Source organism: Streptomyces sp. NPDC059832, assembly GCF_042731715.1.
GTDB lineage: Bacteria > Actinomycetota > Actinomycetes > Streptomycetales > Streptomycetaceae > Streptomyces.
The window spans coordinates 227,385-240,113 of record NZ_JBHWIY010000006.1; the positions used below are offsets into that span (position 1 = coordinate 227,385).

The following is a 12,729-nucleotide window of genomic DNA, read 5'->3' on the forward strand; positions in this document are numbered from 1 at the left end:
ACGCCCACCCGCACGGCGAGGCGTGGCTCCGGATCGTCCAGGCTCTCAGCGGGGCCGCCTGAGGCTCACCGCCCCGCCGTCAGCCGGCGGTCCCGCCGCTCTCCAGCCGCCTGCCCCGGCTCTCCGCGATCCGCAGGGTGTCCCCCAGCGACTCGGCGAGCCGGGTGCCCGCGAACCGTAGCTCCCGCTCTCCCACCACGGTCTCCGCCAACAACTCCCGGGCCTGCTCCAGTACGTACTCGGCCGAGGCGATCATGTCGGCCTCCAGTTCGTCGGCCATCCGGGAGAGGCGGCTGTCCGGGTCCGCCGCGCTCAGCCAGCACGGGCCGCCGCGCTCGTTGGTCCACGGGAGCAGTCGCAGGGCCCGGCCCTGCCCGTCGAACATCATGTCGGTCGCTACCTCCGGAGCAGGCCCTCTGGCGCACCGCACGAGAGGGTGGTTACGGTGTGTGCCGCAATCGTCGCCCTGGGGAACGTCGCCCCAACAGGGCGCCGCTGTCCCGGCCTTGGGAACGGGACACACGAAAGGCACGCACCGTGACGTTCAAGCCCCAGCCGCTCACCCCTTATCTGTCCGCCCGCCACTACTTCGGCTCCGAGCAGCGCCGCCACCGCGAGCGGGCGGGCCTGTCGCTCGTGCAGCTCGCGGGCATCGTGAACTCCAGCAAGAGCACGCTGGCCCGGATCGAGACGGCCGACCTGATGCCGCCGCCGGACATTCCCAGCCGACTGGACATGGCCTTCGGGACGGATGACCACTTCCACGGGCTCTACGAGCTCGCCCGGCGCGAGATCCACCCCGACCAGTACCAGCGGTACATGGACTTCGAGTTCCGGTCCGAGGTGATAGAGCAGTACGGCGCGCAAGCGCTGCCGGGGCTGTTGCAGACCGAGGAGTACGCGCGCACGTTTCTCCGTTGCCAGGAGGACCTGAGCGCCGAACAGGTCGAGGAACGCGTCACCGCGCGCATGTCGAGGCAGGAGCGGCAGCGTTCGGAGAATCCGCCGTTCCGGTGGGCGATCGTCGACGAGGCCGTGCTGCGACGGCAGATGGGCAGTCCGGCCTGCATGCGTGAGCAACTGGCTTCGCTGCTGGAGCAGGTGGATACTCCGAACAGTAAAGTTCAGGTGATGCCGTTCGGTGCGGGACTCCACTCGCTCCTGGGTGGCGCGCTGACTCTGCTGGCCCTGCCCGACGGCACTTCGGTGGCGTACGAGGAGGGCATTCAGGCCGGTCATCTCTACGAGGATCCGGCCGCGGTGAAGAAGTGGCGGCGGCAGTACGAGGTACTGCGCGCCAACTCCCTCCCCCTGGCCGAGTCGGCGGAACTGATCCGGACCGCGATGGAGGGCTACCGACCATGACCCACTCCCCCGAGCTGAGCACCGCCCACTGGCGCAGCAGCAGCTACAGCAATTCCAATGGGGGCGAATGCGTCGAGATCAGCGACGACTTCCCCGGCGTCGTCCCCGTACGCGACAGCAAGAACCCCGCCGGTCCGGCGCTCGTCGTCCGGGCCGCGGCCTGGGGCGCGTTCGTCTCCTCCCTCAAGTAGCAGCGCTCAAGCAGCAAGCGGATACCCGAAGGGGCCTGTCCCACACGCTCGTGTGGGACAGGCCCCTCGTCATGCCGGGCGGATCAGGCCTTCGCGGGCTCCGGCTCCTCGGAGGAGGTCTCCTCCGGCTCGGCCGGGGCCGGCAGGCCGGCCTTCTTGGCGCGCTTGACGGCCTTCTTCTTCGCGCGGCGCTCCTTGCGGAGCTCCACCATCGCGTAGAGCGTCGGCACCAGGAGCAGCGTCAGCAGCGTCGAGGTGACCAGGCCGCCGATCACGACCACCGCGAGCGGCTGCGAGATGAAGCCGCCCTCGCCGGTGACGCCGAGTGCCATCGGGAGCAGGGCGAAGATCGTCGCGAGTGCGGTCATCAGGATCGGGCGGAGCCGGTGGCGGCCGCCCTCGATGACCGCTTCGACGACGCCCATGCCCTGGGTCCGGTACTGGTTGATCAGGTCGATCAGCACGATCGCGTTGGTGACCACGATGCCGATCAGCATCAGCATGCCGATCATCGCCGGGACACCCATCGGGGTGCCGGTGATGACGAGCAGGCCGATCGCGCCGGTTGCCGCGAACGGGATGGAGACCAGCAGGATCAGCGGCTGGATGAGCGACCGGAAGGTCGCGACCAGCAGCATGAAGACGATCGCGATGGCCGCGAGCATGGCCAGGCCCAGCTTCACGAACGCGTCGTCCTGGTCCTGGGAGACACCGCCGATGGTGGCGGTGGCGCCGTCCGGGAGCTTCAGTTCGTTGATCTTCGTCTGCAGCGCGGTGCTGACCGCACCGGTGTTGTCACCGGTGGGCTTGGCGGTGATGGTCGCGGCGCGCTGGCCGTCGATCCGGGTCATCGAGACCGGTCCGGGGACCAGTTCGACGTCGGCGATCTGTCCGAGCTTCACCGGGCCGAGGGGGAGGTTCTTCAGCTCGGCCATCGTGGTGGCCGGGTGGGCGGACCTGATGACGACGTCCCGCTCGGTGTCGTCCATGATCGCCTTGCCGGACGGGGTGCCGCGCACCGCTCCGGCGACGGCCGCGCCGAGCGTGGTCTGGTTGTAGCCGGCCTCCGCGGCCTTGGCGTTGGCCGTGACCGAGATCCGCGGGATGCTCTGCGCGAGGTCGCTCTGGACGTCGGTGACGTCCTTGAGCTTGGCGACCTCGGCCCGTACCTCTTCGGACGCCTTCCTCAGCACGTCCGCGTCGGCGGCCTTGACCACGACGCTGAGGTCCTGGCTGCCGAAGCCGTCGCCCGCGGAGATGGTGGTGTCACCGATGCCGTCGAGCTTGCCGAGCGCCGCGTCGATGCGCTTCTGCGTGGCGTCGAAGTCGCCCGAGTCCTTCAGGGTGACCTGGTACGAGGCCTGGTTGGAGCCGGTGCCGCCGCCGAAGGCCGCCATGAAGCCGGACGAGCCGACGGTGACCTGGTAGTCCTTGACGCCCTTGTCGTCGGCGAGGACCTTCTCGACCTTCTTGGACGCCTCGTCGGCGGCCGCCAGGCTGGTGCCGGGGGCCAGCTCCTGCTTGATGGAGAGGACTTCCTGCTCGCCCTGGTCGAAGAAGTTGGTCTTCAGCAGCGGGGCCATGCCGAAGGTGCCGAGGAGCACGGCGACGGCGATGACGATGCTGGTGATACGGCGCCGGGTCGCGAAGCGCAGCACCCGGCCGTAGAGCAGCTGGAGCCGGCTGCGGGCTTCCTTCTCCTCGGCCTTGCGACGGGCCTCCTCCGGGTTCTCCGCGGCGCCCTCCGGGGCGCGCAGGAACCAGTACGACAGGACGGGGACGACGGTCAGCGAGACCAGCAGGGACGCCAGCAGGGCCGCGGTGACGGTCAGCGAGAAGGAGCCGAAGAGCTCGCCGACCATGCCGCCGACGAGACCGATCGGCAGGAAGACGGCGACCGTGGTGAGGGTCGAGGAGGTGACCGCGCCGGCCACTTCCTTCACCGCGGTGATGATCGCCGACTGGCGCTCCTCGCCGTAGCCGAGGTGACGCTTGATGTTCTCCAGGACCACGATCGAGTCGTCGACGACGCGGCCGATCGCGATGGTCAGCGCGCCCAGCGTGAGCATGTTGAGCGAGAGATCACGGGTCCAGAGCACGATCAGCGCGAGAACCACGGAGAGCGGGATGGAGACCGCGGTGACCAGGGTCGAGCGCAGCGACGCGAGGAAGACCAGGATCACGATGACGGCGAAGAGCAGACCGAGCGCGCCCTCGGTGGTCAGACCGGAGATCGCCTTGGAGACGGCGGGGCCCTGGTCCGAGACGACGGTCAGTTCGGCGCCGGCGCCGAGGTCCTTGCGGAGGTCGGGGAGCTTGTCCTTGACCGCGTCCGAGATGGCGACGGCGCTGCCGTCCTTGTCCATCGTGGCCATCACGGCGAGGCTCGGCTTGCCGTTCGTACGGGTGATGGAGACCGCGGTGGACGGCTCCTGCTTCACCGTGGCGACGTCACCGACGCGGACCGGCGTACCGGGCTTGCCCGTTGCCGGGTCCTGACCGGTGACCCGCAGGTCCTTGATCTGCTTCAGGGAGGTGAAGGCGCCGCCGACCTGGACGGTGCGGCTCTTGCCCGACTCGGAGAAGGATCCGGCGGGGACGGTCGCCCCGCCCGCCTGGAGCGCCTGGGAGAGCGTCGTGGCGTTCAGACCGGCGTCGGCGAGCTTCTTGTCGTCGGGGGTGATGGAGACCTGGAGGTCCTGCACACCGTCGACGGAGACCTGGCCGACGCCGCTGATGTCCTCCAGGGCGGGGACGACCGTGCGGTCCAGCTGGTCGGCGAGCGCCTGCTGGTCCTTGTCGGAGGTGACGGCGAGGACGACGGCCGGGATGTCGTCGGTCGAGCCGGCGATGACCTGCGGGTCGACGTCGTCGGGCAGCTGGGCGCGGGCGCGGTTCACCGCCTGCTGGATGTCGGCGACGAGCTGCTTGGTGCCCTCGCTGCCGAAGTCGAAGGACGCCATGATGACGGCGCTGCCCTCGCTGGCGGTCGAGGTGATGCCGGTGACGCCGTCGACGGCCTTGATGGAACTCTCGAGCGGCTCGACGACCTGCTTCTCGACCACATCGGGGGACGCTCCCTGATAGGGGGCGATCACCGACACCATCGGGAGTTCGATGGTGGGCAGCAGCTGCTGCTTGAGCTGCGGGATCGCAATCGCTCCGAATACGAGCGCGACGATCGAGATCAGTCCGATCAGGGCCCGTTGCGCGAGGCTGAATCTGGACAGCCAGGACATGGGTGGGTCTCTCTTCTGTGGCTTACGCGGCAGGTGGGCGGGTCACTCGGGGACAGACCCGGCCCAGTTACACGATGTCCTACGGGCGAGGGAGAAAGCGTCGGCCCCAGGTCGCTTCCTCACGGCGCGCATACCGCAGGTGGAGTACGCCGTATCTCCACCCGTCACTCCACCCTGGGGCGCACCAGGCCGGATTCGTAGGCAATTACCACCAATTGGGCCCGGTCCCTGGCGCCCAGCTTCGCCATCGCCCGGTTCACATGGGTCTTGACGGTGAGCGGGCTGACGACGAGCCGTTCGGCGATCTCGTCGTTGGAGTGGCCGCCTGCGACCAGGACGAGCACCTCGCGCTCGCGGCCGGTGAGCGCGGCGAGCCGCTCGGAGTACTCCGCGGCGCTCGGCCCGTCCCCCTCCGAACTGCCGCCCTGCGCGAGGAAGGTGGCGATCAGACCCTTGGTCGCGGCCGGTGAGAGCAGCGCCTCGCCGGCCGCGGCGATCCGGATGGCGTTGAGCAGTTCCTCCGGTTCCGCCCCTTTGCCGAGGAAGCCGGACGCCCCGGCCCGCAGCGACTGCACCACGTACTCGTCCACCTCGAAGGTGGTGAGCATGACGACCCGTACGTCGGCCAGTTCCGGATCGGCGCTGATCATGCGGGTCGCGGTGAGTCCGTCCGTCCCGGGCATCCGGATGTCCATCAGCACCACGTCGGCGCGGGTCGAGCGGGCGAGCTCCACGGCCTGCGCGCCGTCCGCCGCCTCGCCGACCACCTCCATGTCGGCCTCCGAGTCGACCAGCACCCGGAACGCGCTGCGCAGCAGCGCCTGGTCGTCGACGAGCAGCACCTTGATGGGCGGCGTCATGCGTCTTCCCCCGTCCGGCCCGCCGCGCCCGGCCTCCCGGACTCCGCCGTGCGGGCCTCGACGGGCAGGATCGCATGCACCCGGAATCCACCGCCGTAGCGGGGCCCCGCGGTGAGGGTGCCGCCGAGCGCGGTGACGCGTTCGCGCATCCCGAGCAGGCCGTGACCGCCGCCGTCGCCGTCGCAGCCCCCGCCGGAGCCGTTGTCGATCACCGTGATCTCGGCCGTGGCCCCGACCCGTACGACACTCACCTCGGCCTTCGCCCCGGGGCCCGCGTGCTTGCGGACATTGGTCAGCGCCTCCTGGATGACCCGGTACGCGGCCAGGTCGACGGCCGCGGGCAGCGGGGGCCGCCGGTCGGTGCAGGCCACCTCGACGGGGAGCCCGGCCCGGCGGACGGTGTCGACCAGGGCGTCGAGGACGGCGAGCCCGGGGGCGGGTTCGGTCGGCGCCGCCGGGTCGCCGGACTGGCGCAACAGCCCGACGGTGGCCCGCAGTTCGTCGAGCGCGGAGCGGCTGGCCTCCCGGACGTGGGCCAGCGCCTCCTTGGCCTGGTCGGGGCGCCTGTCCATGACGTGGGCGGCCACCCCGGCCTGCACGTTGACCAGGGCGATGTGGTGGGCGACGACATCGTGGAGATCGCGGGCGATCCGCAGCCGCTCCTCGGCGACCCGCCGCCGGGCCTCCTCGTCGCGGGTGCGTTCGGCCCGTTCGGCCCGTTCCCTGATCGCGTCGACGAAGGCTCGCCTGGAACGGACGGCGTCCCCCGCGGCGCCGGCCATGCCGGTCCAGGCGAAGACGCCGAAGTTCTCCTGGCTGTACCAGGGTGCCGGGCCGAAGAGCATCGCCGCGGCCGTCAGCACGGCCACCGTCAGCAGACCGACCCGCCAGGCGGTGGGCCGGTCGGTGCGGGCGGCGACGGTGAACAGTGCGATGACGGTGGCCATGACCACGGGTGCGGGCGGGTCTGCCTTCACCAGCTCGACGACGGTCAGCCCGGCGGTGACCGCGAGCACCGCCAGGGGATTGCGCCGCCGCCAGATGAGCGCCACGGCGCCGGCCACCATCAGCAGCACGCCGCTCGCCGCGGGCGGACGGGTTCCGAAGGAGGGCCCCTCCCCCGGGCGCGGGTGGACGAACGACCCGATGATCATGGCCATCAGCACGGCCAGGGCCAGCGCGGCGTCCAGCGCGAGAGGGTGGTCGCGCAGCCAGTGCCGGACGCGCAGGACCCCGGTTCCGAGGGTGGTCACGTCAAGCTACGTTACGGCGTGTCGCGCGGGAATCGGACCGGGTCCCGCGCGGAGCACACCGGAGAACGGCGGGCCGGGCCCCGCGAGCCCTGCACGATCCGAACGGCAGGCCCTGACACGCCCGTGCCCCGCGTCCGGCGGACCGGACACGGGGCACGGGTTCGTGCGGGTGCTGGAGAGACGACCGGCGTCAGCCGGGAATCAGACCGTCGTCGCGGAGCATGGCGCGCACCTCTTCGAGGGTCGCGTCGGACGACGGCAGGATCAGCTCGGACGGCTCCAGGGAGTCGTCCGGCAACGCTGTGCCGAGCTCGCGCACCCTCGCCAGGAGCGCGTGGAGAGTGGCACGGAAGCCCGGTCCGTCACCGCTCTCCATCTCGGCGAGCAGTTCGTCGTCGAGCCCGTCGAGCTCGGCGAGATGGCTGTCGGCCAGTGCGACCTGGCCCTCCCCCATGATCCGTACGATCATGACGCCGCCTCAACTCTTGTCGAACCTGTGCGGGGACTGCGACGACTGCTGCTGGGCGGCGTCCTGCGGGCCGCCCTCGATCGCCTGCTGCGGGGTGGAGCCGCCGGCCAGCTCGGCCTTCATGCGCTGCAGCTCCAGCTCCACATCCGTACCACCGGAGATCCGGTCCAGCTCGGCGGCGATGTCGTCCTTCGCCGTACCGGTCGGGTCGTCCAGGGCTCCGGACGCGAGCAGCTCGTCGATCGCGCCGGCTCGGGCCTGCAGCTGCTGGGTCTTGTCCTCGGCCCGCTGGATCGCCAGGCCGACATCGCCCATCTCCTCGGAGATGCCGGAGAAGGCCTCGCCGATCCGGGTCTGCGCCTGGGCGGCGGTGTAGGTGGCCTTGATGGTCTCCTTCTTCGTGCGGAAGGCATCGACCTTGGCCTGCAGCCGCTGAGCCGCGAGAGTGAGCTTCTCCTCCTCGCCCTGCAGCGTGGTGTGCTGCGTCTCCAGGTCGGTGACCTGCTGCTGGAGTGCGGCGCGCCGGGACAGCGCCTCGCGGGCCAGGTCCTCGCGGCCGAGCGCGAGTGCCTTGCGGCCCTGGTCCTCCAGCTTGGACGACTGTCCCTGCAGCTGGTTCAGCTGCAGCTCCAGCCGCTTGCGCGAGGTCGCCACATCGGCGACACCGCGACGTACCTTCTGAAGCAGTTCGAGCTGCTTCTGGTACGAGTAATCGAGGGTCTCGCGCGGATCCTCGGCCCGGTCAAGGGCCTTGTTTGCCTTCGCGCGGAAGATCATCCCCATACGCTTCATGACACCGCTCATGGGCTTCGCGCGCCCCCTTCTGACGGACTGAGCTCCAGCACTCCAACAGAACCCACAGTACGGGCCCTGCCTCTATTACCGCACTGTTCGAGCACGGATGTGCTCCTACCCAAGGACGACTGCACCGGGTCACCACTCCGGCCCAAGGAGTAGGCGGAGGTCAGGGAGACCCGGTGCCGCCGAAGGTACCGGACGGGCCGGTACACCGGCGAGGACGCAGGCCGTTGCCGGATCGTTCCCGACCGGCCTGGGGTCGGGGCGATCGAACCCGTACCCTTGGGCCTTGTGTTCCGTAGCCGTTCGAAGGAAGAGAAGGCGCCCACCGGCAAGGTGACGGCGGACCTCTCCACGCAGCCCCGCGACCCGCAGGCCCCCAAAGGTCGCCCCACCCCCAAGCGCAGCGATGCCCAGTCGCAGCGCCGTCGTGCCTCCAGTGGCGCGCCGCTCGACCGCAAGGAGGCCATGAAGCGGCAGCGCGAAGCGCGCCGTGTGGACATGGCCAAGCAGCGTGAGGCGCTCGCCAGTGGCGACGAGCGCTATCTGCCGGCTCGCGACAAGGGCCCGGTGCGGCGCTTCGTCCGCGACTACGTGGACTCGCGTTTCTGCATCGCGGAGTTCTTCCTGCCGCTCGCCGTGATCATTCTGATCCTCAGCGTGATCCAGGTGCAGAACATCCAGAACATCTCGCTGCTGCTCTGGCTCGTCGTGATCGTGCTGATCGTGATCGACTCGATCGGCCTCGCGTTGCGCCTGAAGAAGCAGCTCAACGCGCGCTTCCCCGATACGCCCAAGCGTGGCGCGGTCGCCTACGGCCTGATGCGCACGCTTCAGATGCGTCGCCTCCGGCTGCCGAAGCCGCAGGTCAAGCGTGGAGAGCGACCCTGAGTACGCATGTCTCCGGCTCGACCGGCGGTCCGTCCGCCGGTCGGCCGGACGATCCCGTTCCCGTCGCCGGATTCTCCGGAGCCTCCTCGGTATGGCTGAAGGGGCTCGGCGGGCTGCGCAACACCGTCCGCCAGGAGCTGGTGGCCCGGCAGCTCGACGAGCAGATAGCGGCGCGCTTCCCGGTCGGGCAGCGGCTGCGTGTACTCGACGTGGGCATGGGCCAGGGCACCCAGGCGCTCCGCCTGGCACGGGCCGGTCACACGGTGACCGGCCTGGAGTCCGATGCCGAGATGCTGCGGGTGGCCAAGGAGGCGCTCGGCAGCGAACCCGCGGGCATCCGCGAGCGGGTCCGGCTGATCGAGGGCAACGGCCTGGACACCGGGGTGCACTTCCTGCCCGGCAGTTTCGACGTGGTGCTCTGTCACGGCGTACTGATGTACGTCCGGGAGCCGGACGCGATGCTGGCGGGCCTGGCCCGGATGCTGGCCCCGGGCGGGCTGCTGTCGCTGCTCGTACGGAACGCGGACGCGCTGGCGATGCGCCCCGGGACCGCCGGGGACTGGAGCGCGGCGCTGACCGCCTTCGACACGGACACGTACACCAACCGGCTGGGCCTCACGGTGCGGGCCGACCGGCTGGACGCCCTGACGTCCACGCTCGCCGGGATCGCGGCGCCCCTGCACGCCTGGTACGGGGTGCGCGTCTTCACGGACAACGTGAGCAACGACGTGGAGCTGCCGGCCGCCGCCGAACTGGAGCAGGTGCTGGCAGCGGAGGACCGTGCCGGGCGGACGGATCCCTACCGCCGGGTGGCCGCGCTGCTGCATCTGTGCGGAGTACGGGGCTGAGCGGACGCGGGAGCGGGTCGCCGGGACAGTCCGGCGGCGCGCCCCGCCCGGCCGAACCCGACAGGCCGAGGGTGGCACAAAAAGTGATAATCCGGACATGGATGCTTCCCACTCCCGCGGCCGTGCCCGCCGGCTGCTGCCCCTGATCGCAGGTGTCTGTGCGCTCGCCCTGGTGAGCGGCTGCTCGGACGCGGCCTCCAATTCTCCGACGGCCGAACCCAGCAGGTCGGCCTCCGCCACCCGGACCGCCGGTGACCTGCAGAGCGACTACCAGGCCGTGATCAAGAACGTGCTGCCGTCGGTGGTGCAGATCGAGACCTCCGAGGGCCTGGGCTCCGGCATCGTCTACGACACCAAGGGCCATATCGTCACCAATGCCCATGTGGTCGGCAACGACAGGACGTTCAAGGTCACCGTCGCCACCGGCGAGAAGGTCAAGGGCGCCAGGCTGGTGGCCACCTATCCGGAACAGGATCTGGCCGTCATCAAGCTCGACAGCGTGCCGGCCGGTCTGAAGCCCGCGAAGTTCGGCAACTCGGAGAAGGTCGAGGTGGGGCAGATCGTCCTGGCGATGGGCTCGCCGCTCGGCCTGTCCTCCAGCGTCACCCAGGGCATCGTCTCGGCGCTCGGCCGGACCGTCAGCGAGAGCCGCGCGGGCGGCGGCACCGGCGCGACGATCGCGAACATGGTGCAGACCTCGGCCGCGATCAACCCGGGCAACAGCGGGGGCGCGCTGGTCAATCTGGACAGCGAGGTGATCGGCATCCCGACCCTGGCGGCGACGGACCCGGAGCTGGGCGGCAGCGCGGCGCCGGGGATCGGATTCGCGATCCCCGTGTCGATGGTGAAGACGGTCGCCGATCAGATCATCAAGAGCGGCAAGGTCACCGACTCGGGCCGGGCGGCCCTGAACATCACCGGACGCACCGTCGTCGACGACAACTACCAGCCGGCCGGGGTGGCACTGGTCAGCGTGACCAAGGACGGCGCCGCGGAGAAGGCGGGGCTGCGGGCCGGCGACATCATCACCGGGATCGACGGTCAGCCGACCCCGACGATCACCGCCCTGTCGGAGGCGCTGGCCTCGGACAAACCGGGCCAGAAGGTCGAGGTGACCTATCTGCGCAACGGTGCGGAGAAAAAGGCGAAGGTCACCCTGGGCGAGATCTAGTGCCCCCGCGTCGCGCGAGGCGCCGCCGTACGGGCCTGTCTCCATGCCCGTACGGCGGCGGGGCCCCGCGCGAGGGGCGGATCAGCCCTGGTCCGCCTGGAGGCTCATGGGGCCGTAGATCTTCGTCGAGTCGTCGAAGAGCGTCACCTGGTCCGCCCCGCCGTCGAGGAGTTCCTTCCAGTACTCACCGATCCAGGACTCCGCGTCGCCCTGGGTGGTGAATTCCTCCGGCTGCAGGGCCGGCTCCGTCTCCGTACCGTCGGACTTCTCGAACCGCCACGTCCACGCCATGTCCGCCTCCTGGGTCACTTTGCTGCCCGCAGCCTAGTGCCTGAGTCCGGTGCGGGGACCGGCCCCGGACCCGTCCGGACGCCCCCAAGTCGCGCACCGGTTGCACGGACGCGGGAGGATCGGAACGTGGAACTGACTCTGCTCGGCACCGGAGCCCCCGACGGGCTGCCGCGGCCCGAATGTCCCTGCGCCGCCTGCGCCGCCGCCCGCGGGGCGCGCTCGCGGGCGTCGACCGCGCTGCTGGTCGACGACGCGCTGCTGCTCGATCTCACCCCCGGGGCCGTGTTCGCCGCGGCCCGTGCGGGGCACTCGCTCACCGGGGTACGGCAGGTGCTGCTCACCCATCCGCACGACGGGCCCGCCGTGGAGCTGCCCGCGGGGCTGCCCCCGGCGGGACGGGTGCCGGACGGGCGGGTGCTGACGCTGATCAGCGGGCACCGGGTGCGGGCGGTGCCGATGGACGCTCCGGGGACGGGGTACGAGGTCACGGGACCGGAGGGCTCGCGGCTGCTGTACATGCCGCCGGGGGCCGCCCCCGCCGGTCTCGCGGACCGGATCGCGGAGCCGTACGACATGGTGGTCGGCGATGTGGTGGGGCGGCCGGACGCGGTGGCACGGCTGCGGGCCGTGGCGGCGATCGGCCCGGCCACCGAGATCGTGGCCGTCCATCTGGACCATGACGCGCCGCCCGGCGCCGAGCTGGACCGGCGGCTCGCGGCGGCCGGCGCGCGGGCCGTGCCGGACGGGACGACGCTGGTGGTGGGCGAGTACCGCACGGCCCCGGAGATGCCGCGGCGCACGCTGGTGACGGGCGGGGCCAGGTCGGGCAAGTCGGTGGAGGCCGAGCGGCGCCTGGAGACGTTCCCCGAGGTGGTGTACGTGGCGACCGGTGGCGGCAGGGAGGGGGACACCGAATGGGCGGCCCGGATCGGCCTGCACCGGGACCGCAGACCGGCCGCCTGGCGCACCGAGGAGACCTGTGAGCTCGTGGAGCTGCTGGAGTCGGACGGGCCTCCGCTGCTGATCGACTGCCTGTCGCTGTGGCTGACCGACGCGATGGACCGGGTGGCGGCCTGGGACGACGCGGCATGGGCGGGCGGCGGCGAGGGCGCCCTGCGGGAGCGGACCGCCGAGCTGGTCGCGGCGGTGCGCGGCACGCGTCGTACGGTCGTCGCCGTCACCAACGAGACCGGCTCGGGCGTGGTGCCCGCGACCGCTGCCGGGCGGCGCTTCCGGGACGAGCTGGGCCGGCTGAACGCCGCGTTCGCCGACGAGTGCGAACAGGTGCTGCTGGTGGTGGCCGGGCAGGTGCTGACCCTGCGCGGCTGACCGGAGGCAGGGCCGAGATGGGCA

The 12,729-nt window shown here is 71.0% G+C and carries 13 protein-coding genes; 6 read left to right on the plus strand and 7 right to left on the minus strand.

Annotation, left to right across the window (positions count from 1 at the left end; translation table 11 throughout):
* Positions 1–79: 79 nt before the first annotated feature.
* Positions 80–388, minus strand: a complete 309-nt coding sequence (locus tag ACFV8T_RS13325) for a hypothetical protein (RefSeq protein ID WP_385327094.1) — start codon at positions 386–388, stop codon at positions 80–82.
* A gap of 149 nt (positions 389–537) precedes the next feature.
* Between ACFV8T_RS13325 and ACFV8T_RS13330 the strand changes: the two genes are divergently transcribed.
* Complete coding sequence (locus ACFV8T_RS13330; protein WP_385327095.1) at positions 538–1,365, plus strand: Scr1 family TA system antitoxin-like transcriptional regulator; 828 nt, start codon at positions 538–540, stop codon at positions 1,363–1,365.
* Positions 1,362–1,556, plus strand: coding sequence for a DUF397 domain-containing protein (locus ACFV8T_RS13335; RefSeq protein ID WP_385327097.1), 195 nt, complete (start codon positions 1,362–1,364; stop codon positions 1,554–1,556). The genes ACFV8T_RS13330 and ACFV8T_RS13335 overlap by 4 nt, the downstream gene beginning before the upstream one ends.
* A gap of 83 nt (positions 1,557–1,639) precedes the next feature.
* Here ACFV8T_RS13335 and ACFV8T_RS13340 read toward each other — a convergent pair whose 3' ends face one another.
* The 5 genes from ACFV8T_RS13340 to ACFV8T_RS13360 form a co-directional block, all read right to left on the minus strand.
* The gene (locus ACFV8T_RS13340; protein WP_385327099.1) at positions 1,640–4,795 is read right to left on the minus strand and encodes an efflux RND transporter permease subunit; all 3,156 of its coding nucleotides are present in this window, start codon (positions 4,793–4,795) and stop codon (positions 1,640–1,642) included.
* 164 nt (positions 4,796–4,959) lie between these two features.
* Positions 4,960–5,655 carry a response regulator gene (locus tag ACFV8T_RS13345; protein ID WP_385327101.1) on the minus strand — a complete coding sequence of 232 codons (696 nt, stop codon included), beginning with the start codon at positions 5,653–5,655 and terminating at the stop codon, positions 4,960–4,962.
* Entirely contained in the window at positions 5,652–6,908 is a 1,257-nt protein-coding gene (locus ACFV8T_RS13350; RefSeq protein WP_385327103.1) for a sensor histidine kinase, read from the minus strand. The genes ACFV8T_RS13345 and ACFV8T_RS13350 overlap by 4 nt, the downstream gene beginning before the upstream one ends.
* Positions 6,909–7,098: 190 nt before the next feature.
* Entirely contained in the window at positions 7,099–7,377 is a 279-nt protein-coding gene (locus ACFV8T_RS13355) for a hypothetical protein (protein ID WP_124718101.1), read from the minus strand.
* Positions 7,378–7,386: 9 nt separating this feature from the next.
* Positions 7,387–8,169, minus strand: a complete 783-nt coding sequence (locus ACFV8T_RS13360; protein WP_072483677.1) for a PspA/IM30 family protein — start codon at positions 8,167–8,169, stop codon at positions 7,387–7,389.
* 297 nt (positions 8,170–8,466) lie between these two features.
* Here ACFV8T_RS13360 and ACFV8T_RS13365 point away from each other — a divergent pair, with 297 nt between their 5' ends.
* The 3 genes from ACFV8T_RS13365 to ACFV8T_RS13375 all read left to right on the plus strand — a co-directional run bounded on the left by ACFV8T_RS13365 (position 8,467) and on the right by ACFV8T_RS13375 (position 11,085).
* Positions 8,467–9,066: a DUF3043 domain-containing protein gene (locus ACFV8T_RS13365; RefSeq protein WP_385327105.1), complete on the plus strand. Its 600-nt coding sequence runs from the start codon at positions 8,467–8,469 to the stop codon at positions 9,064–9,066.
* Positions 9,067–9,179: 113 nt separating this feature from the next.
* Entirely contained in the window at positions 9,180–9,914 is a 735-nt protein-coding gene (locus tag ACFV8T_RS13370) for a class I SAM-dependent methyltransferase (protein ID WP_385327371.1), read from the plus strand.
* Between the two features lie 97 nt (positions 9,915–10,011).
* A complete protein-coding gene (locus tag ACFV8T_RS13375; RefSeq protein WP_385327107.1) occupies positions 10,012–11,085 on the plus strand; it encodes a S1C family serine protease in 1,074 nt (357 codons plus the stop codon).
* Positions 11,086–11,166: 81 nt separating this feature from the next.
* Here the strand turns inward: ACFV8T_RS13375 and ACFV8T_RS13380 are convergent, their stop codons facing one another.
* Positions 11,167–11,376, minus strand: coding sequence for a hypothetical protein (locus tag ACFV8T_RS13380; protein ID WP_072483289.1), 210 nt, complete (start codon positions 11,374–11,376; stop codon positions 11,167–11,169).
* 126 nt (positions 11,377–11,502) lie between these two features.
* Between ACFV8T_RS13380 and ACFV8T_RS13385 the strand changes: the two genes are divergently transcribed.
* Positions 11,503–12,705 carry a bifunctional adenosylcobinamide kinase/adenosylcobinamide-phosphate guanylyltransferase gene (locus ACFV8T_RS13385; RefSeq protein ID WP_385327109.1) on the plus strand — a complete coding sequence of 401 codons (1,203 nt, stop codon included), beginning with the start codon at positions 11,503–11,505 and terminating at the stop codon, positions 12,703–12,705.
* The last annotated feature ends 24 nt before the right edge of the window (positions 12,706–12,729 follow it).

Excerpts from the sequence above, each read along its gene's own strand:
- ACFV8T_RS13325 (WP_385327094.1), bottom strand. The coding sequence starts at position 388 with ATGATGTTCGACGGGCAGGGCCGGGCCCTGCGACTGCTCCCGTGGACC.
- ACFV8T_RS13335 (WP_385327097.1), top strand. The coding sequence starts at position 1,362 with ATGACCCACTCCCCCGAGCTGAGCACCGCCCACTGGCGCAGCAGCAGC.
- ACFV8T_RS13340 (WP_385327099.1), bottom strand. The coding sequence starts at position 4,795 with ATGTCCTGGCTGTCCAGATTCAGCCTCGCGCAACGGGCCCTGATCGGA.
- ACFV8T_RS13345 (WP_385327101.1), bottom strand. The coding sequence starts at position 5,655 with ATGACGCCGCCCATCAAGGTGCTGCTCGTCGACGACCAGGCGCTGCTG.
- ACFV8T_RS13355 (WP_124718101.1), bottom strand. The coding sequence starts at position 7,377 with ATGATCGTACGGATCATGGGGGAGGGCCAGGTCGCACTGGCCGACAGC.
- ACFV8T_RS13360 (WP_072483677.1), bottom strand. The coding sequence starts at position 8,169 with ATGAAGCGTATGGGGATGATCTTCCGCGCGAAGGCAAACAAGGCCCTT.
- ACFV8T_RS13375 (WP_385327107.1), top strand. The coding sequence starts at position 10,012 with ATGGATGCTTCCCACTCCCGCGGCCGTGCCCGCCGGCTGCTGCCCCTG.
- ACFV8T_RS13380 (WP_072483289.1), bottom strand. The coding sequence starts at position 11,376 with ATGGCGTGGACGTGGCGGTTCGAGAAGTCCGACGGTACGGAGACGGAG.